We start from the raw sequence: 18,080 nt of genomic DNA on the forward strand, positions 1-18,080 counted from the left end.
GTAAATTACTTAGTAACTGATACAGGTAAAAAACTCCTCTGATTAACCTCTACTCTCTCCCTATTAAGTGTCCTGTCTGTCATTCATTTCAAGAGCCTGACCTGATTTCAATTCAATACAAAGATAATGATGATGCAAAATTTTTGTTTAGATATATTGATACTGGTTGTACTACATCATTTTATACACTTTATATATAAGGGGAATTACTGGAAATAAAAATATCATTTTATCTGTTTTTTCTAAACATTAATTGAAAAATTTGGTATTATAAAAAGAATAGTCAGTCTTTCATAAAGGGGGATATTTCATGAAAAGAGTTGTCTTAACAGGTAATGGATTATCAGTAGCATTAAATTCTGATTTTAGCTTAAAGTCCATTACAGAAAGATTTTTTGATAGGTTAGATGAGAGTCACAGAGAGTTTATTAAACATCACATGAAAGATAATTATTCACAGTTAGATTTTGAGGAAGCTATTGCCTCCATTGAACAAGTTTATGATTCATTGGCACATTATAATGGGTTTTTAGTGGGGGAAAAAGGTAAGAACTTTTTAGATGCTTATAAATTAAATAACAGTGAATTTGAGCATCATATTCAAGCAATACAAACAATGATTCATCAATATACATCATCTATTCTTGATTTAATAATTGATAATGTTAGGCAAAAAGACATCTCAGATAAGTTGCAACCCTTTGTTGATTGGTTAGTTGATACAATAGATACATCAGAAAAAATAGATTTATTTACCCTGAATTTTGATTTGCTTTTAGAAACAATTTTGCTGACATATTACCCCAAAGATAAATTTGCAGATTTTCATTTTACAGGTAAGAAATGGGATGCCATTGATAATGGCTTACAGTATTATTTTGACCCAGATAGAAGTAAACAGTTTCATCCTATAAATTATGCTAACAATGTAAGGCTACATCACTTACATGGCTCATTGTCCTCTTTTAAGGATATAAAAACTGGCAGGCTTTTTAAGATAACTACTGAGTCTTTAAGGAGCAGTAATTTGTATGAAAATATTTTTGATAAAGGTGTTGTACCCTCAATAGTAACTGGTGGGGGAAAAAGTCTAAAAGTGCAACAAAATCCATTTCATTTCTACTACAATGAATTTAAGAAAAGCATGGTTATTGAGGATTATATCTGTGATGAGTTATATATCATTGGCTATAGTTTTAGAGATGAACACATAAATAAAGCAATTTCAAACAGATGTGAAATTGCTAGAAGAAAAGAAAACCCTAAGCCTTTTAAAATAGTAATTGTAGACTATGCTAATGATGAGGCATCTAAATTAGAGTTTGTAACAAGAGTAAATAAAGCCTTAAAGATACCCAGAAAGGATTATTTTCAAATAGATAGTGAAAATATTTTATTTGGTGGAGCTAACAGTATAAAAGCAAAAGAATCTATTTTATGAGGCTGAATGCCTCTTTTTTTTGTCATAATTTAATTAAAAAAGTGCTGTATCTCAATTGAAAAAAAAGAAATGTTTACCTTTTTTGTATTCTGCATTAAAATATATTTGAATTGGAATATTTAGGGGGAGAACATGACTAAAGAATTAGACATAAACTTTATTAAAGAAATGTACAATAGGAATAAAGATACCAGTGAGGCAAACATACAGAATAAAGTAGTTGTAAAATTTTTAGAGATGCTAGGGTATGATTCAAATGAGTTTAATTATGAACAGTCTAAACATTATAAAGATGGCAGAATTGATATAGCAGTAAAAGTTGATGATAAAAGGTATTTGTTAGTTGAGGTTAAAGCCTCTAGCAATAAATTAACTGAAAAAGAGCAGTCACAATTAGCAGATTATCTTTCAAACACTGGCTATGAGTGGGGAATATTGACTAATGGAAGAAATTATATTTTATTCAATAGGAAGATAGAGCCTATACCTAATAAAGATAGAGGGAGCAATCTTGATAGAATAGTCTTTAATATAGACATTTTTAATCATAAGCAAAAGGATTTAATCCAGTATTTCAGTAAAGAATACCTTTTTGATAAAGAAATAACAAAGTATTTTGGGGATATTGCACAATTCAAAGCACTTAAATATCCAGATGGAGGTAGTAGCTGGAATAATTACAAAAGCACTCTCAATGGTTTTTTTAAATACTATTCCTCTAATTTAAGAAAGTACAGACCATTAAGTTTAATAAGACTGGAAGAGTTTGAGGAATTTTTATATCATGAGATGGAAGTTAAGAATGCAAAAGACAAAGGTAAAAAGTTATTTTCTGCTGAAACATTTGACAATAAATATTCTCATATCAGGTCATTTTTTCAAACATTACAAATAGAATCACATAATTTTAATGAAGAGAGAAATGAATTGCTTAAAAGGATGAATATTGAAAGAATAAGCTCTGTTAAGGATGAAATACTAGATGATGAAAACATTGAAATGATTTTGAATTTCTATGAGGGTAAAAAAGATGCTATAAGAAATAAGGTCATGTTCTTATTATGTTTATGTTATGGGTTTGATAGGTCTACTCTCATGAGTCTCACATTTGACAATATCAAGAAAGATAAGCTCAACTTGGGTAATAGAGAACTGTTAATACCTCAAAAAATTCTAAATTTATTAAAAGAATTGTTAGACCATAACAAGAGAAATAAAGCCAAAGGAAATCACTTTTTCTATTGTAAATATAGAAAAGACTACAATCCTGTATCAGAAAGTCAGGTAAACTATATCTTTGATATTCTAAAATATATTGATGAAGGTAATCCTAGTTGGAAGTTATTAAATCCAGCCTATATAAGAGGATTCTTGATTGTTCAACTTTTTAAGAATAATTACCCACTTGAAGAAATTGTTTATATAACTGGTGCAGATTTAATTAGCATAACTAAATTAATCTCATATGAAGAAATTATTGAAAGTGTAAAATCAAGAGAAAGAAAAATCAAAAAATCTCATCCCTTCCAAAAGTTTCTTTATTAATGATAAAAGACATATAATCTTGTTCTCTTAAATTCAGAATGGGATAAAAGAGGTAAGTGTTAAAGGAGCTGATGAAGCTCTTTTTTATATCAGGACAGGAGTTTCAGTATACTGGAATACATTGACATATATTTATCCTTTGTAATATGGTGAATATTATCTGATTCAGGATTGAGGGCAGAACAATTAAACCTCTTATATGGGAATTAAAACATGATGGTAGGTTAGAAGAATTTAAAAAGTATCCTAAAGGTACAAGGATAAAAGCAAATGGTGAGATAATTAGAGGGAACTGAGGCTGAATGCTTTGCCCTCTTTTATGTACCTCACCTCCTATAATGTCAATAGTAAGGAGGTTATATAATGACTATTGTGGGAGCAGACTTGCTAGATAAACTAGATGTTAAGGTGCTGGAGCTTAGGAGGCTTTGGTCTGAGGGAGTAATAACTAAGCAGACTTATACAGAGAAAGTAATGAGGCTGACAATAGAGGTTAATGAGCAGAGAGAGAAGTTAAAGAGGGAGTTTGGGCAGGGTAGAAATAAAGGTAATGATTAGCTGTAGTAGTATCTGAGGAGGATAATGATACCATACCTGCTCCATCCAGTCCTAAAGAGATTAATAAGATACCTGAGGAGCTAGTCTGATACTGATAGAGGTCAATACAGATGACTTTAAAGGGCTGTAGTTTGATGCTATAGCTCTTTTTGTTTGCCTTCTTACAGAGTAGTCTTCCTCCTGATTCTACAAAATAGGATAACAAAAATTTATAAGACTTTGCCCATTTTAAAAGGAGGGTATTCTTATTTTACTAACTGTATTTACTTATATATCTTTGTAACACTCAACAATAATAATGCTATGCTTTGTCCCAAATGATGCTCTTTCTATACTTTCAATACTATAGATACTTTATATACTATATATACTTTAATGTTAGGTTTTTCATAACTGTCTAATAGGCTCTAGGTAGGGCTGTAGGAGAGATGTAGAGGTTAGGTACTATACTAGAAATGCTAAGCCTGTCCTGTGCCTGTCCTTAGGCTGTGTAGTAGCAGTAAGGTATCATGTAGAGTCCTCCTGATTGTGAAAAAAAGGAATAGCTATATCTTGTTTGCCTCTCCCTGCCTCTCCTGCCAGTGCCTCCCCATGGTATCCCTGTCAAAAATCCCTTAAACTTTCCCTTGACAATGACTAAGTATTATGCTTGCTTGGCAGTATGTACTAACTATGTATCAGCTTTGTATCATCAGTAGTAACAGCTTAGCATTACAATACATATTAGTAATAGCTTGTCAATAGTGCTGAGGCTTTCACATCTTAGCTCTAAGCTGTCATAATATCAAGACATACTAAATAAGTCTAAGGCTATGACTACTGTACAATGTAGGCTATGCTGAGGGCTTTGCTTATCAGTACAATCAGTAGCAGTACAATTCTTAGCAGTATCTATCTACAATCTATCTACAGCATTAGTCAGGTTATAGTTAAGGCTTGGCTCATACTACTGTGAGGCTAGGCTCATGCTATGGGTAGGACAATGTAGTAGGACAGTGTTGCATCCTGCTTGTACCTGCCTCCTCTCAGTATCCCTATGTAGTCCCTACAGGTAGTAACCCTGCTCCTATGGCTGAGAGCCCTACCTGCTACATTAACTGCCCTGCTACTATTTGAGCCTACCCCTATCTATGCAGTTTGATGAATTGTATATACATAATTGGTTTACATAATCACAGTTGTAGGAAGTTGGTAACTTGCATAAACCTTGTTATATCAGGCTTTCACAAAGTACCAATAATTATTAGTTATACAGGATTCTATACAAAGCCTATTGAATCAATGTTTTCAGCCTCTTGTAACTGCTCAGAAAGTTTGTGAAAGGGTACAATAATGCATAAACTACAGGAGGATGCATAGTTTGTCTAGTTTGTCAAACAGCTTTATATAAGTAGCTACCTGCCTTATTTCCTTCCTAAACAGTCCATATTAGCAGGAAGTAGGCAGTAATAGGCTCAATATCTGCTCATATCCTGTATATAAGAGGAGGATAAGGGCAGAGGATGTAGCTTAAATGCTGTCAGGACAAGGCTTGCAGACTCTTTAACACTGCATCCTGCTAAAGTATTTGCTGATAGGACAGGAATGTACAAGGCTCATTTTATGGACTTTTAAGCCTTAATCAGCTACCTATCAGCAACTTACAGCACTATATTTGTCCTAATCAGCATCCTACCTGCTCCCTACAGCCTCCCTACAAGCTAATTAACTACCCTATACCTTACTAATGTTAATCTAATTGTCTCCTAGAGCCTTTCTCAAGCATGTCTCTCTACATTATCTGTCTCTATACTGGCTATTAACTGTCTATACTGTCCTCCCCAAAAGTAAAAAGGGTAATTTACCTCACAAGTCAGGGAAAAAAGAGCAAAAAAAAGTGCCTAACCTGCATCAGCAGACTAGACATATCCCTAATTGAGTATCTTAAAAGAACCCAAACAAAAGTATTAAATTTGTCACTCTAAAAGAGAGAAGGAAGGGAGAGAGCCTCAAGGACTCAACCCCTTTCTACTTTAAGAGCTAATTACTTTCAATCTACACATTAAAAGCAACCACAACATACTACACCTGAGAGGAGGGAGTATTTCATCCCTACATACTCTTATCCTGCTGTATTGTAGCCTTTAAAGTATCCAATTGAATTATTAAATGGTAACTTATTCTAGTAAGCTGTCTGGGCAAGTAAGCTGTCAAACAATACATCTACAGCCTCATTATCTGCATCAATGCCTACATTATGCTTTTGTCTCTCATTTAAGGAGCTGTCTTTAGCCTTTTCCTTAGCCTCTGCCCTAATCTGCTCTACAATGTTTAACACTGGCTTAGCAGGAGCTACTACAGCCTCAGGAGCTGTCTCTACTGCTTTCTCAGGCATAATAAAAGCCTCAGGCTCAATTGCCTCAGGCTCTACATTTTGTACCTCTACTACTACTGCTGTATCCTCTGCATCCTCTACATCTAAGCTGTAATCATCATCATACTGCTCATCCATATCAGGATTATAAGTATCTTGTACTACCTTACAATTAACAATATGGTACAGGCAGAACCTTTTACCATCAGGCTTATTAAGCATTACAGACTTTAGTAAGACTTTGCCTCCTACCTTAATGTCTTTCAAGTCCTCATTAATCCTCTGAGCTACCTGCTGTCTGCTCCTTAGCCCTACCTCCTCAGCTATTGTCTGCTGACTAACAAAGGTAAAGCCATCTTTATCAGCATGAGATGCAATAGCAAGGAGTATCTTTAATGCTGTAGGCTGTAGCACCTGTAGACCTCCATCTCTGATAAAGTCTAAGTCAATGCTTACAGCTCCAGTCTTAAACATCTCATCATTATCTGCATCATACTGCTCTTTAACATTGATAGTCAGTACAGGAGGCTGTTTAGTTAAGCCCTCCTCTTTTAATTGCTTTCTAATGATTGCTTTGCCCTTTTCTATTACATCCTTAGGAATAGTGTTTTTAATAGTTGTCATTTTAATTTATCTCCCTTATCTCATTATTGTTGTTATTTGACAATATCCATTGACCTCTTATGTAGAGAGGCTCTTTCTATACTTTCAATACTTTAGATACTATAAATACTTTAATGTTAAGTTTTTCATAACTGTCTAATTTTGCTTTAGTGGTTTGGTCTGAGTAGCCTTAGCTTTTCTTAGTGCCTTTGTCTGCTCATGCTTTTCTGCTCTATCCTTTTTCCACTCCTGATAACCTGCTTTATAATCCTCATAAAATTGCATTGGTTTCATAGCCCATCATCCTCTCTATTGTTATGTGAATTGTATTAAAGCAGCCTACAATTCCTTACACTTATAGCTTAGCTGTGGGTAGAGAAAACAAGTAAACTGTGACAATTATTTAAAAAACTTTAAGGAAATGCATACAACAGCAGGGAGGCTATCTCTATCCTTTAGGGCAGATGGAAAGGCAGATGATTACTCAGAGGGTAAGAGAGGGAGTCAGGGTAGCTCAGGTAGAGAGTCAAAGTATGCTCCTGTGTATCAGCCTGAGTAACATACTTAGAGTAGATTTAAAAAAGTCTGCTAAATTTTAAAGTATCTGAAGCCAAAAACTTAAAAAAACTTTGAGCTAGAAACTCAGTCATACCAATGGTTTGAGGCACTGGTAAAAATTACTTGGTATTTTGTACTTTAATTCAAGTCTGACAAGTGAACTAGTAGTGGGAATCCTTAATAAACTGTATAAACTGTTATAACTGCTTTAACTGATATAGAAATATAGTAATAGAAATACATACAGTAAAGTTATTAAAGATGTAAAGGTTTAAGGATAAGTCTGTTATAAGAGATGCTGAGCAAGCTCAGGCAACATCATTGTAAAGATATAAGATTCTAATGTAGAGATAGGACAATAAAATAGATAAGGATATGCTCTCCCTATGTTTTGGCTAAGGCTAAGACTATGGGAGGGCTATTTTTGTTTGTCTAGAAAGTTTTTTAAAATTAATTAAAGTTTTTTTCAAATTTTACTTTAATCAGCCTACATTACCTAAACTATAAGGTGGAAAGGGGTGGCAGAGGTTACTGGATTACCTGTCCTAGTAAATGCCTTTGCCCTTCTAACATTATCCCTAATAATGTGTTTTTTATATGAGAAAGAGTCACCTGACAGGAAAAGAACATAACCAAAAGTATTAAGTAGAGGAGATACAGCAGATGAATAACAAGCAATTGATTGAGGAGTATTTGAGAGAAAAAGCTCCTACAGCTCAGCTAGATGTAGCCCTTGCCTTTGCAGAGGTTAAGGCTAGATATGGAGCATTGCAGAAAGATGTAGCTAGTATCTTAGGCATTAATGATAGAAGTCTAAGACAGTACATTAGCAACAACAAAGAGGAGTATGAGGCAAGGCTTACAGAGCTACAAGCTGAGATAGAAACAGAGATTGACTATTCTAAGCTAAATACAAGGGTATTGAGTGAGGAGCAGATTGATAAATTTGTTGAGAATGTCTTTAAGAAAGCTACTAGCAAAGATGCCTCAGTCAGAGAGTGGGAGTTTTTCTTAAACTTTACAGGGCTAACAGCTACAGAGGTACTTAATCTCCAAGAGGCTAAAGCTAAGACATTGAGGTACTGGATTAAAGCTCAGGTAGGTATGTTAAAGCAATTTATGAATACTAGGACATTGGGCTTGATGACAGAATCCAGTAGCCTGATTTACAGAGGAGCTAAGGGCAGTAAAGACAATGCTCAGAACTTTGTAAACAGCTCTTTAGAGGATGAGAGCTTTAAGCAAGAGCTTATGTATTGGGGAGCTGTACATCTTTCAATGATGAATAATGTAGAGCATCCAGACCTAGAGCTATTAGCTACTGCTGTAAGAGTGGACAGAATTGAGAAAGACATCCCTGAGGTATTTGATAAGTATGAGGTTAGGAGATATGCAGAGGGTGATTTTACTCCTAGAAAGTCTGATAAGACATTAGATGAGATGATGTTAGACCTTTATGTAATGGAGCATGGAGCTACAAGAGGTGCAGAGGAGTATGAGAAAGCAAAAGCTAATAGGCAGGACATTAAGCCAGTAGTAAAACCTCCTGAGCTAGACAAGGTAGATGTAGAGCTTAGAGCTAGTAAGTATGAGGAGGAGCTACAGGTACTGCTTACTACAGCAGAAGAGATGCAAGAATGTTTAAAAACTTAGGAATTAAACTATAAAACTAAACTATAAAACTAAACTAAAGGGAGATTGATTACTTATGAATAAACTACAACTTAACTTTGTATCAGGATTGGCATTACTAGGACTTGAGGCTAAGGCACAGGATGTATTAACTAAGGAGTTTAAAGCTCAGCTTACTACCTTTGATAAGGCACAGGAGGCAGTAGACAAGGTAGAGGAAACAGTAGAGGCTTTCAATACCCTATCAGCTAATATGTCAGCACAGAGCAGAATGCTTGAGGCTGAAATTACAGAGCTTAGCATGGGCATTAACAAGCTAAATGTATCCTCTGATATTGTCAGTCAAGTAATGGAGATTAACAAACAGATTGAGGCTAAGCAAGAGACTATTAAAGCTGTAGCATCAGCTCAGTTAAGTCTAGGAGGCAAGGCTAAGGCTGATACAATGGATGCTCTAGCAGAGGGTTATAAGGCAGTAAATGCTTTAAGTGCTGATATTTACAGCATGATTGAGACAGTTACCCCTGTTATTAGTGGTAGCAATAAGGCTCAGATTGTTAAGGCTCTAAAGACTGTAGAGAATGAGCTTAATGGCTTTGTTTATGCACTTGAGTCAGTAGCCCACAGCTTGAATGTAGCTAATCAAACTCATAAGGGAGTAAGACTTAGCATCAGTACACTAGGAGTCATTTCAGCTATTGCAATGATTGAAAGTAAGTAAGTAACAGCAGGAGGAGAGAGACCTGCTTAACAGGGAGACTGACTCAGGGAGATAAAGAGCTAATTACTGGGAGGGTCTACACATGATTGTACTACAGGTTATTTCAGCAGTAGTTTTAGTGAAATTTGCAAGCAAAGTATTTTCAATGGAGCAGTAAAGCAGGGAGGCTGATGCCTCTCTTTTTTTATGCACTCACAAAAATAAAAGGAGAGGTTATCATGTTTGAACCTAATTTTAATCAATACAAAGTATCAGGAGAGTCAGCTCCTGTATGGTCTGTCAATACTTACAAGCTAATGAGGGCAGGAGCAGGAATCTACTCAGGACAGATGATAGGAGAGCTACTGTACAGCCATTTTGTGGAGGGTAACAGCTTTGCAGAGGTTAAAGCTAACTATCCATTTATGCCTCATGCAACTCTTACAGCTATCCTGAGAGGCAGGTTTTCCCCTGAGGCTTACATAGTCTTTATGGAGATGAAAGAGAAAGAGCCTGAGATGCTAAGGACAGCCTTAACAGTAACTACTACAAAAATAAGAGGAGAGATTTAATATGGCTATGAGCAATCTACAGAGAGAAGAACAGATTAGATATGAGAACTACTTAGATGACCTATTGTACAAGGCTATGGAGGCTCTTAGGACTCCTGAGAAACTAGGTCTTAATCTTAATGGGGAGTTTGTTAGGCTTTTCCCTAATCCAGTCTTTGCAGGTAATCACATTAAAAAGATTGAGTACAAGCCTACTCAAGCTGTACAGCTACCAGATGAGCTATTTGAGAGGCTTTGCATCTTAGAGGATGAGATAGACAGCCATGCTCCTAAAGCTAAGAAGGATAAGCCCACTAAAGAGAGAAAGACTGCTAAGTATAATCCTGAGGACATTGTTAAATGGATTGAGATGAGGGAGAAAGGCTTTAGCTATGGGCAGATTGCTAAGCAGTTTGGAGCTAATCAAAGTACAGTATCTAACTACATCAGAAAGCATTATAAGAGGATTGGGACAGTAGCTAACTAACAGCTAGTGTCTCTCTTTGTATAAGGAGGGGAAAAGGAATGGATAAGAAACATGTAAAGGCTAATCATAGCTCTGAGAAAGAGAAAGACAAGGGTAAGCATCCTTTAATGAGAATTAGTGCAGGATTGTCTAAGGCTCAGGCTGATAGATTGGCTAAGCACAAAATGGCTAAACAGAGTAAATAGGTAAGTAACTTAATAGCAAGTATTTAGGAGATGGCTAGTGCTGTCTCCTCCTTTTTTTGTCCTCTGTCACAGTTTCACTCCTATTCTAAATATGGTTATGTAAGGTTTTTGACTATTTGTCACAGTTTTAAAAATTACTTCTAATGTTAATGCATAGGGTTAAAAAAACAAGGAGAGATACAGGATGACATATCAGACTAATAATAAAGAGCTTATTACTTTTAAGACAAAAGATAAGGTAACAGTTAAGATACATGGAAAACCTAACTTTGATATGTGGGCAAAGAAAATGATTGAGTTGTACAATCAAAAAGTAAATACATCTGCAAGTTAGAAGGAGGAGCAATGAGGCTTTTCCTTTTTTATTATTGCTCTCAGTAATGTTATATAATTGTAATTAGGTGAGGTGAAAAAGGATGGATATTGAAATGCAGCTACCATTTGATGTTGACAAAAGCAATCCAATATTTGCTAGGCTTGGTTTTCAAACAGGTTTCTTAATTAGTAATTTTCCATTAACAGCTAAGCAAAAGGATGAAATATTTGAGCTTTTGGGAATAAAGGTATGTGAAAGGCTTGTTTCTTGTTATGAAATTTATTCAAAGTTACAAAGTGAATTAAATGAAGCTAATGAGACCAAAAATTTATTTTCAGAATTAAATTTCAAATATACTCCTAATGTAAAAGAATTAAGAATCATGTGTGAGGATTTTCTTTATCAAGCTAAGTCAACATTAAGGGATTTATTAAAGATTTATAAAATATTTTACAATGAGGATTTTTCTGAGGCTCATTATGATGAGGCTTATAAATGGGCTAAAAAGAAATTTGGGGAAAAAGATGATTTGTATAGGATGTTAAAAAAGGACAATGATACATGGATTAAAAAGTTTATTTTTATGAGAAATGCTGTGGAGCATCCTAATGGTTGGCACAAGCTAACAATCAATAACATAAAGGAAATTGATAGAGGTGAGTCTTCTTACTTTAAAGCCCCAACATGGCAGTTAGATAATGAAAAAGAATCACCTATCCTTGCTGACATGGAAGTATTTATAGAGAATGCATTGGTATTATCTGAGAATTCATTAGTATCTTTACTTAAGAAATTACCAGGAATGGATATTCCTTTACTCTTTGTTGAAATTCCTGAGGATGAAAGAAATGCTAATTGTCCAGTAAGATTTCAGACAGAACTCCATCCTGATTACTTTATTGATGTAAGGGGTGGAATAAAAATAAAAAAGAGAGAGTGTTAAAACTCTCTCCACTTAATATCTATAACAGGCTCATTATTTGTTTCAGCAGTTTTAGTAAAGACAATCCCTGAAATAATGAGCTTTAATGTAGCATTTTGCTCCTCCAACTCCATCTCCTCAAAGTTATCAATCATCTCAATTATTCCTTTTACTTTATCTGCTTGAGTAGAGGCATCAATGCTTTCTAATTTATTGCTGACAATGCTTATTTCATTTCTGAGAGCTGATATTATATCCTCAAAAGCCTGTTTTTTCTGCTGATATGATTGCTTGTCTAATTCCTCATCTAGATACAGGTCTAACAGCCTCTTAGCTTTTCTCTCCTGTTTAGCTAGGTCTGCCTCAAGACCTTCTAGATTAGATGTTAGGCTATTCTCTAAACCTGATGTATCCTCAGCTAACAGACTTACTAAGGCCTGCTTTAACTCTTGTTTGTACAGCTTTAAAGCCTCTAGGACTGCATTTTCAACTTTATAAATAGATACTCCTCCATTATGGCATTTAGTATCAAAGTCAATCTGATGTCTACAAGGTCTTAGCTGATAAAAAGAGTAATTTCTCCCTGTATTTCTGACTTTATTATTAAGTTGTATGGTCATCCCTTTTCCACAAACCCCACAAACTAAAAGCTTATTAACAGGAGATTTAATACCTAAGGATTGCAGATTTTCTTTACTCCTCCTAGATGTAAAGAGAGCCTGTATCTGATTAAATTCCTGCTCAGTTATTATTCCCTCATGAGTATCTTTTGCAACTGCTACCTTTTTTAGCCTCTTAGAGTTATACTTTGACTCCCCTAGATAAACTCTATTTTGTAGGATGCCTAATACTCTGTCTGTTTTAAATTGATTGCCTTTTCTAGACCTGTATCCTAACTTGTTTACCTTATCTGCAATAAGTCTTGAGGAGTAGCCCAACAAAGCTAATTCAACCATTTTTCTAACTATTTTCTTTTCCTCAAGATTTACATATAACAGCTTTGTATTCTTATCCCATGTATAACCTAATGGAGGAGTAGAGCCAATCCATCTATTTTTAATTGCCACAGCATCATACTTTCCTTTAGTTAATCTGTGTCTAATTCTTTTGTATTCATAGTCAGACAAGACTGAGCTAAATCCAAAAAGTAGTTCCTGATTTTCATCATCAAACTTTATTTCATTGTCAGGAGTTTCAATGATTATTTCATGCTCAATACAAAGTTTTTTAATGTCATCTAGGAGACCTATCTCCCTCCCTAATCTGTCAATGTGGCTGACTAATATCCTGTCATATTTTCCTCCCTCTATTCCTGCAATCATCTTAACTAACTCAGGTCTGTTCCAATTTATTGAGGACTCAACCTCTTGAAATAATTCATAGCTGTATCCTTTTTGCTCAGCTATTCTAACTAAAGTTTCCCTTTGGTTATGGAGGGTTTCCTCTGCTCCTCCTTCTTCCTCTCTAGATTTCCTCACATAAAGAGCTACCTTTAACTTTGTTGCTGTTTGTACCATCTTGAATTCTCCTCCATTAATGCTCTGATTTATAGTCCTCTCTTATTAACATTAAGAGTGTTTTCTAAAACTGTGACAGGGTCAGAGCTATTCATTTATAGGAGGATGAACTGTGTTTTACTGACAAGATGGCCCAAGCACAGGTACAGGCTTATGAGATCGACAATTCTAAACTGCCCGGAAGTATCGGTGAATTGGAAAGTCAAGGCTATCTCAAACAGACATCCTGTCCTAATGGGGATGATATTAGTTTGGATAGTAAAGGAAAGGTAACGGTCGTTGAGTAGGAGAGAAGTGAAAATACGGCATTCCAATGGGGGGTATACACTATCTGAAACCCTCATTGTCCTCGCTATTTTTGTACTCCTGATTTCCATTGGTCCTAATCTATATCCTAGCTTCACAAAAGGAATGGAAAATAGGCTATTCCTTTCTCAATTCCATGAAGATCTTTTCTATGCACAACAGTATGCCATCAGTCATGAGAGCTTGATTTACCTCCATATTGATAATACCCAAAAGGTTTATACCGTTTCGTCATATAAGGAAGGGGTCGTCCTAGAGAGAAGCATACCGAAGGATATACAGTTTTTAAGTGGCACTTTGGGGTTCAGCTTTCATTTTAATCAGTATGGAAATGCTTCAAAAGCAGGAACGATTATGATTGACACCTCAAAGGGAAAGTACAAGCTGGTCCTCAATATCGGTAAAGGGAGGTTCAGGATTGAGAAATTGTAAAGGTTACGTCTACCTTGAGCTGATAGCCGCTTTTGCCGTTTGTATATTTTTGGTCCTTGCCATTTTGCCAATTCTTGAAGAGTTATTGATGGATCGGAAAGATATTGCCGTAAGGACAGAAGCCCACCATTTATTATATGAAAGATTGACGGCGTTCATGGATGGGGAGATAGAAGCAGTTGGTCAGGAGATCATTTATAAAAAAAAATCCTATGAATTGGTTTGGAAGGACCATGGGGATTTCCCGGGAATGATTGAAGGGTGTGTACGTTATGAAGATGAATCGGATAATCTGGAATCCATTTGTGATGCTGCGAAAAAATGATGGCTTTACGATGATCGAAATGCTTTTTTCTTTAATGATTTTAATGACGACGTCCCTTTTTGTTCTACAGCTTTTTTCTATCATTCACACCCAAATGGGGTTCGTTGATAAATTGCATCCTAAAGAGTGGGAGGTCTTTACCATGCAAATGAAGCAGGAGGTCCGGAGTTCCAAAGTTCAGGATGTAATGGGAAATAAATTATATTTGCTTTCAGGTGAGCAATTATCATCGTATGAACAATATGAAGATAAGGTCCGAAGACGAGTGAATGGAATGGGGCATGAGGTCATCTTGCAGAACATTTCTGAATTCCAGGTTGAGAAGGATGGCGGTGCCATTGTAATAAATATAACTGATAAAGCAGGGACTACTTTTAGTCGAAGATTTCACCCATTCATTAGGAATGTTGCGAAAGTCGATGAATAATCAAAAAGGAGTCGTTTTTCCGATGGTCATGATTGTAGCGAGTGTTTTCATCATGTTCACGATACTAATGATAGACCAGTTTATCATTGATAAAAAGTTTTATAAAGAAGTGGAAGAATCGCTTGTGGCCGACCACCTTGTCCATCTAGCCATCAAGGATGTGACGGCAGATTGGGGCGAAGAGATTCCAAAAATCATCCAGGGGGAAATTTCATATCCCAATGGTGTGGTGCGGTATTCCTTGATGAAACAAGAAGGTCCTTACGTATATATCGAGTTTTCTTCCACGACCAAAAATGATCGCGAAGGGAGGGTCATCATTCAATACGATAAAGAAGCTGGGCAAGTGAAGGAATGGTTGGAAAAGCAGGCTGTGTAATACGAAAATCAACACTTTTTTTTAATGGTACGCGACAGGTTCACGTGTTCAGGGTACATGCGAAGGAATAAAAGGGGCGTAAACCGGGCATACTTTGCTTAGGGTGATGATTTTAAATGTCTACAAACGCTTATATTAAATATCTGACGCAGCAGCTTGTCGAGTATTTTAATCTGACGAAAAAAGAACGAAAAGAAAAGCGCCGTCACAGAAAAGAGGATAAAAATCATGGTATGTCCCATTGGTTTGGCATTGTCCCTTTTGCTTTGTCGATGTTCGTAAGGAAAAATATCAAAAAATGAAACAGATGTCCCGAACTTAGGACATCTGTTTTTCATTCTATACTTATCCCAATGCCCTATCTGAAAGGTAAAATAATCCTCCGTTTATGATGGATATTCTGATGTTGGGTTCATATTGGGCTTTTAGTGCCTCTTTCTCGGTATAATAACTCTCACTTTTTTCGTCCATATCCTTGTAAAAATGCTCCAATAAATTCAAATCATTCTGCCAGCGCAGCATTGCTTCCTCCGCCCAGGAATGGTCATCATCCTCGAAACTGGTCCTGATGTATGTATCCAGTCTTGCCAATCCACTCTTGGGCATGATTAAAGGTGAAAGCGTAAAGGAGTAATCCGGTATTTTGGGGGTGACCTTTACAGGTAAAACCCGATGGTGAAACCCTTCCATGATTTCACCCGAGATTAAATTCAATCCGATCGACATGAAAGTATCTTTTTTACGGTCGCATTGATAGGATATTTTCACATTCAGGGTCAGCCAAGGAAACAAAGGATTATTTCCGCCGCCCTTTGGTGGAGGAGTATCCTCAAAAAGTCTAGTATAACCTGCCAGCTTTTTGGTTGATTGAATAATCTGATGTAGGCGTGGGGAGCCAAAATGAATCATTTCTCCCTTTAAATCGGATGGAGCCTGTTCTGGATCGGTAATGAAAGTCATCTGTGCTGGGTTCGGAACGCCACCTGTTTTTTCTAGATAATGCCAATAAAAGGGTCTGTTCATTAATTCTTTATCCATTTCAATCGTCAATTGGACTGTAAGGTGGGTCGGCGCATTATCCAGTATTTCACAATCGTTGGCCTTAAAGTAAGTTTTTAAAAAATCATGAATTTCCCGTTGCTGCATGAACATCACCTTCCTTCATGGATTGAGCGAATTGGATTAATGATGAAAAATTATCCATCTTGATCTTCATTTCGCCCTCTGTTTTGGACTCGCCGACCACATCGATTAAATATTCTTCAATGTTGTTAATATCCAGTTTGGTTAGAATATCATCCAATTCTCCAATTACTTTTTCAAATAAATTTATTTTTTCGTATAATAACTTCAGAATATGTTCTTCTACTGTATTTTTCGTGGCGAAGTTATAAATCATCACATCTTCTTCCTGTCCAAGGCGGTGAATCCGTCCAATTCTCTGTTCGAGCCTCATGGGGTTCCATGGCAGGTCAAAATTAATCAAGTGATGGCAAAACTGAAGGTTTATCCCTTCCCCTCCAGCTTCTGTTGCAATTAATACCTGTATATTCTTTTGGAATAATTCTCTCATCCAGTCTTTCTTTCCGCGCTTAAAACCGCCTCGGAAAGGAACCGAAGAAATTCCATTCTGCTGTAGGTACCATTGGAGATATAGCTGAGTCGCCCGGTATTCGGTAAAGATAATCACTTTGTCATCAATTTTCTTGATCAGTTCCAAAGCTTTTTCAGCCTTGGAGTTCTGGACTGTTTCATTCACTTTAGAAAATAAATCATCAAGCTTTGCCAAAAAGTCAGGGGAAGGCTGATCATACTTTTCTTTCATATTCTTTAAAGTATAAAAGACCGCCTCTCTGCTGCTGCATGCTTCCCTTTGGAGAGTGAGAGCCGAAAATGCGCTTCCTTTTGATCCATCCGAAATAGGCTTGAATTTGGAAACAGCATCATACAATGCCTGTTCCGTTGGAGAAAATTCAATGGTGATGGTTTCCACATGCCGTTTTGTCCATTCAATGCCAGTATCGGCCCGCCGGTTTCGAATCATGACAGTATTGACCAGTTCCTTTAGGTGTTCATCTTCAATGATGTTGCGGCCTTTCCCTTTATACTTTTCCGAAAAGAGCGAAGCATTTCCCAAGTGGCCCGGTTTCAATAACGAAACGAGGTGAAAAATCTCCTCGACTTTATTTTGAATCGGAGTGGCTGTAAGGAGTAAACAAAATTTCTTTTTCAGATTTTGGACGAATTCATAGTTCTTCGTCTTATTATTTTTAAGTTTATGAGCTTCATCAATAATGATGAAGTCATATTCCTGAGTGAAAATGATATCTCGATGTGGAGCGCGTTTCGCTGTATCGATGGATGAAATGACCACATCACAGGAGTCCCAAACATAACTTTTTCTCTGAACGACTGCCGGTATATGAAACTTGGTATTCAATTCAAACGCCCATTGTGTGACAAGGGAGGCTGGAACAAGGATCAATACTTTTTTTACAAGGCCCCTAATCATATACTCTTTTAGGATCAAGCCTGCTTCAATTGTTTTTCCGAGCCCCACCTCATCAGCTAAAATGGCCTTTCCATTCATCTTTTCCACCACTTGCTTTGCTGCTTCCAATTGATGGGGAAGCGGGGTTAACTGCGGAAGGTGTTTGGGCGCCTGTAAACCTTCAAAATCAGGGATAATAAGATTTTCCTCCATTTGAACCGCCAGCTTATAAAGCTCCCAATTTCCCCATGGACCGTCATTTTCCACTTTTTGCAGAAGCTCGTCATTCCATTCAGAATTGAAGGATATATTGATTTTCATAGAAATAACTCCCTCTTAAATCATAATTTCC

At 36.3% G+C, this 18,080-nt stretch carries 20 protein-coding genes; 15 read left to right on the forward strand and 5 right to left on the reverse strand.

Translation table 11 applies throughout. The annotated features are described in order from the left end of the window. The first annotated feature begins 310 nt into the window (after positions 1–310). From ACQKFG_RS05630 to ACQKFG_RS05640, 3 genes are all read left to right on the forward strand, one after another. Positions 311–1,441: an SIR2 family protein gene (locus ACQKFG_RS05630; protein ID WP_427556943.1), complete on the forward strand. Its 1,131-nt coding sequence runs from the start codon at positions 311–313 to the stop codon at positions 1,439–1,441. A 132-nt stretch (positions 1,442–1,573) separates the two neighbouring features. Next, entirely contained in the window at positions 1,574–2,986 is a 1,413-nt protein-coding gene (locus tag ACQKFG_RS05635) for a type I restriction enzyme HsdR N-terminal domain-containing protein (protein WP_427556946.1), read from the forward strand. A 363-nt stretch (positions 2,987–3,349) separates the two neighbouring features. Beyond that, positions 3,350–3,544: a hypothetical protein gene (locus tag ACQKFG_RS05640; RefSeq protein ID WP_427556949.1), complete on the forward strand. Its 195-nt coding sequence runs from the start codon at positions 3,350–3,352 to the stop codon at positions 3,542–3,544. Between the two features lie 2,161 nt (positions 3,545–5,705). Here ACQKFG_RS05640 and ACQKFG_RS05645 read toward each other — a convergent pair. Then, a complete protein-coding gene (locus ACQKFG_RS05645; protein ID WP_427556952.1) occupies positions 5,706–6,521 on the reverse strand; it encodes a helix-turn-helix domain-containing protein in 816 nt (271 codons plus the stop codon). A 135-nt stretch (positions 6,522–6,656) separates the two neighbouring features. Beyond that, positions 6,657–6,794 (reverse strand): hypothetical protein, encoded by a 138-nt coding sequence (locus ACQKFG_RS05650; protein WP_427556955.1) that lies wholly within the window; start codon positions 6,792–6,794, stop codon positions 6,657–6,659. 927 nt (positions 6,795–7,721) lie between these two features. On the opposite strand from ACQKFG_RS05650, the gene ACQKFG_RS05655 reads away from it, so the two are divergent. The 7 genes from ACQKFG_RS05655 to ACQKFG_RS05685 all read left to right on the forward strand — a co-directional run bounded on the left by ACQKFG_RS05655 (position 7,722) and on the right by ACQKFG_RS05685 (position 11,872). Further along, entirely contained in the window at positions 7,722–8,711 is a 990-nt protein-coding gene (locus tag ACQKFG_RS05655; RefSeq protein ID WP_427556958.1) for a hypothetical protein, read from the forward strand. 55 nt (positions 8,712–8,766) lie between these two features. Further along, complete coding sequence (locus ACQKFG_RS05660) at positions 8,767–9,411, forward strand: hypothetical protein (protein WP_427556960.1); 645 nt, start codon at positions 8,767–8,769, stop codon at positions 9,409–9,411. 218 nt (positions 9,412–9,629) lie between these two features. Then, positions 9,630–9,962 carry a hypothetical protein gene (locus ACQKFG_RS05665; RefSeq protein ID WP_427556963.1) on the forward strand — a complete coding sequence of 111 codons (333 nt, stop codon included), beginning with the start codon at positions 9,630–9,632 and terminating at the stop codon, positions 9,960–9,962. A gap of 1 nt (position 9,963) precedes the next feature. Further along, complete coding sequence (locus ACQKFG_RS05670) at positions 9,964–10,428, forward strand: hypothetical protein (protein WP_427556966.1); 465 nt, start codon at positions 9,964–9,966, stop codon at positions 10,426–10,428. 38 nt (positions 10,429–10,466) lie between these two features. Continuing rightward, complete coding sequence (locus tag ACQKFG_RS05675; RefSeq protein ID WP_427556969.1) at positions 10,467–10,613, forward strand: hypothetical protein; 147 nt, start codon at positions 10,467–10,469, stop codon at positions 10,611–10,613. A 184-nt stretch (positions 10,614–10,797) separates the two neighbouring features. Beyond that, positions 10,798–10,947, forward strand: a complete 150-nt coding sequence (locus ACQKFG_RS05680) for a hypothetical protein (RefSeq protein WP_427556972.1) — start codon at positions 10,798–10,800, stop codon at positions 10,945–10,947. A gap of 82 nt (positions 10,948–11,029) precedes the next feature. Next, positions 11,030–11,872 (forward strand): hypothetical protein, encoded by an 843-nt coding sequence (locus ACQKFG_RS05685; RefSeq protein WP_427556975.1) that lies wholly within the window; start codon positions 11,030–11,032, stop codon positions 11,870–11,872. Here the strand turns inward: ACQKFG_RS05685 and ACQKFG_RS05690 are convergent. Beyond that, a complete protein-coding gene (locus tag ACQKFG_RS05690) occupies positions 11,869–13,368 on the reverse strand; it encodes a recombinase family protein (RefSeq protein WP_427556978.1) in 1,500 nt (499 codons plus the stop codon). The two genes, ACQKFG_RS05685 and ACQKFG_RS05690, sit on opposite strands and share 4 nt — an antisense overlap. A 294-nt stretch (positions 13,369–13,662) precedes the next feature. Between ACQKFG_RS05690 and comGD the strand changes: the two genes are divergently transcribed. The 5 genes from comGD (at position 13,663) to ACQKFG_RS05715 (ending at position 15,539) form a co-directional block, all read left to right on the forward strand. Then, positions 13,663–14,106 carry a competence type IV pilus minor pilin ComGD gene (gene comGD, locus ACQKFG_RS05695; protein WP_192205494.1) on the forward strand — a complete coding sequence of 148 codons (444 nt, stop codon included), beginning with the start codon at positions 13,663–13,665 and terminating at the stop codon, positions 14,104–14,106. Then, a complete protein-coding gene (locus ACQKFG_RS05700) occupies positions 14,093–14,431 on the forward strand; it encodes a hypothetical protein (protein ID WP_192205492.1) in 339 nt (112 codons plus the stop codon). Before comGD ends, ACQKFG_RS05700 begins: the two co-directional genes overlap by 14 nt. Then, positions 14,379–14,858, forward strand: coding sequence for a competence type IV pilus minor pilin ComGF (comGF, locus tag ACQKFG_RS05705; protein WP_192208338.1), 480 nt, complete (start codon positions 14,379–14,381; stop codon positions 14,856–14,858). Before ACQKFG_RS05700 ends, comGF begins: the two co-directional genes overlap by 53 nt. Continuing rightward, positions 14,851–15,237, forward strand: a complete 387-nt coding sequence (comGG, locus tag ACQKFG_RS05710; protein ID WP_192205490.1) for a competence type IV pilus minor pilin ComGG — start codon at positions 14,851–14,853, stop codon at positions 15,235–15,237. Before comGF ends, comGG begins: the two co-directional genes overlap by 8 nt. Before the next feature lie 116 nt (positions 15,238–15,353). Then, positions 15,354–15,539, forward strand: coding sequence for a YqzE family protein (locus ACQKFG_RS05715; protein WP_063233067.1), 186 nt, complete (start codon positions 15,354–15,356; stop codon positions 15,537–15,539). 43 nt (positions 15,540–15,582) lie between these two features. Here ACQKFG_RS05715 and ACQKFG_RS05720 read toward each other — a convergent pair whose 3' ends face one another. Together ACQKFG_RS05720 and ACQKFG_RS05725 are read right to left on the reverse strand one after the other, a co-directional pair. Next, positions 15,583–16,383: a YqhG family protein gene (locus ACQKFG_RS05720; protein ID WP_192205487.1), complete on the reverse strand. Its 801-nt coding sequence runs from the start codon at positions 16,381–16,383 to the stop codon at positions 15,583–15,585. Then, positions 16,361–18,049, reverse strand: a complete 1,689-nt coding sequence (locus ACQKFG_RS05725) for a DEAD/DEAH box helicase (RefSeq protein WP_192205485.1) — start codon at positions 18,047–18,049, stop codon at positions 16,361–16,363. Before ACQKFG_RS05725 ends, ACQKFG_RS05720 begins: the two co-directional genes overlap by 23 nt. Positions 18,050–18,080: the final 31 nt, after the last annotated feature.

Origin of the sequence: Peribacillus sp. NPDC076916, assembly GCF_050269675.1 — a bacterium.
Lineage (GTDB): Bacteria > Bacillota > Bacilli > Bacillales > DSM-1321 > Peribacillus > Peribacillus aracenensis.

Bases quoted from the DNA above. Each gene is read 5' to 3' on its own strand.
- ACQKFG_RS05725 (WP_192205485.1), bottom strand. From the start codon at position 18,049: ATGAAAATCAATATATCCTTCAATTCTGAATGGAATGACGAGCTTCTG.
- ACQKFG_RS05680 (WP_427556972.1), top strand. From the start codon at position 10,798: ATGACATATCAGACTAATAATAAAGAGCTTATTACTTTTAAGACAAAA.
- ACQKFG_RS05665 (WP_427556963.1), top strand. From the start codon at position 9,630: ATGTTTGAACCTAATTTTAATCAATACAAAGTATCAGGAGAGTCAGCT.
- ACQKFG_RS05660 (WP_427556960.1), top strand. From the start codon at position 8,767: ATGAATAAACTACAACTTAACTTTGTATCAGGATTGGCATTACTAGGA.
- ACQKFG_RS05675 (WP_427556969.1), top strand. From the start codon at position 10,467: ATGGATAAGAAACATGTAAAGGCTAATCATAGCTCTGAGAAAGAGAAA.
- ACQKFG_RS05635 (WP_427556946.1), top strand. From the start codon at position 1,574: ATGACTAAAGAATTAGACATAAACTTTATTAAAGAAATGTACAATAGG.
- ACQKFG_RS05685 (WP_427556975.1), top strand. From the start codon at position 11,030: ATGGATATTGAAATGCAGCTACCATTTGATGTTGACAAAAGCAATCCA.
- ACQKFG_RS05720 (WP_192205487.1), bottom strand. From the start codon at position 16,383: ATGCAGCAACGGGAAATTCATGATTTTTTAAAAACTTACTTTAAGGCC.
- ACQKFG_RS05645 (WP_427556952.1), bottom strand. From the start codon at position 6,521: ATGACAACTATTAAAAACACTATTCCTAAGGATGTAATAGAAAAGGGC.
- ACQKFG_RS05670 (WP_427556966.1), top strand. From the start codon at position 9,964: ATGGCTATGAGCAATCTACAGAGAGAAGAACAGATTAGATATGAGAAC.
- ACQKFG_RS05650 (WP_427556955.1), bottom strand. From the start codon at position 6,794: ATGAAACCAATGCAATTTTATGAGGATTATAAAGCAGGTTATCAGGAG.
- ACQKFG_RS05630 (WP_427556943.1), top strand. From the start codon at position 311: ATGAAAAGAGTTGTCTTAACAGGTAATGGATTATCAGTAGCATTAAAT.
- ACQKFG_RS05655 (WP_427556958.1), top strand. From the start codon at position 7,722: ATGAATAACAAGCAATTGATTGAGGAGTATTTGAGAGAAAAAGCTCCT.
- ACQKFG_RS05715 (WP_063233067.1), top strand. From the start codon at position 15,354: ATGTCTACAAACGCTTATATTAAATATCTGACGCAGCAGCTTGTCGAG.
- comGG (WP_192205490.1), top strand. From the start codon at position 14,851: ATGAATAATCAAAAAGGAGTCGTTTTTCCGATGGTCATGATTGTAGCG.
- ACQKFG_RS05640 (WP_427556949.1), top strand. From the start codon at position 3,350: ATGACTATTGTGGGAGCAGACTTGCTAGATAAACTAGATGTTAAGGTG.
- ACQKFG_RS05690 (WP_427556978.1), bottom strand. From the start codon at position 13,368: ATGGTACAAACAGCAACAAAGTTAAAGGTAGCTCTTTATGTGAGGAAA.
- comGF (WP_192208338.1), top strand. From the start codon at position 14,379: ATGAAGATGAATCGGATAATCTGGAATCCATTTGTGATGCTGCGAAAA.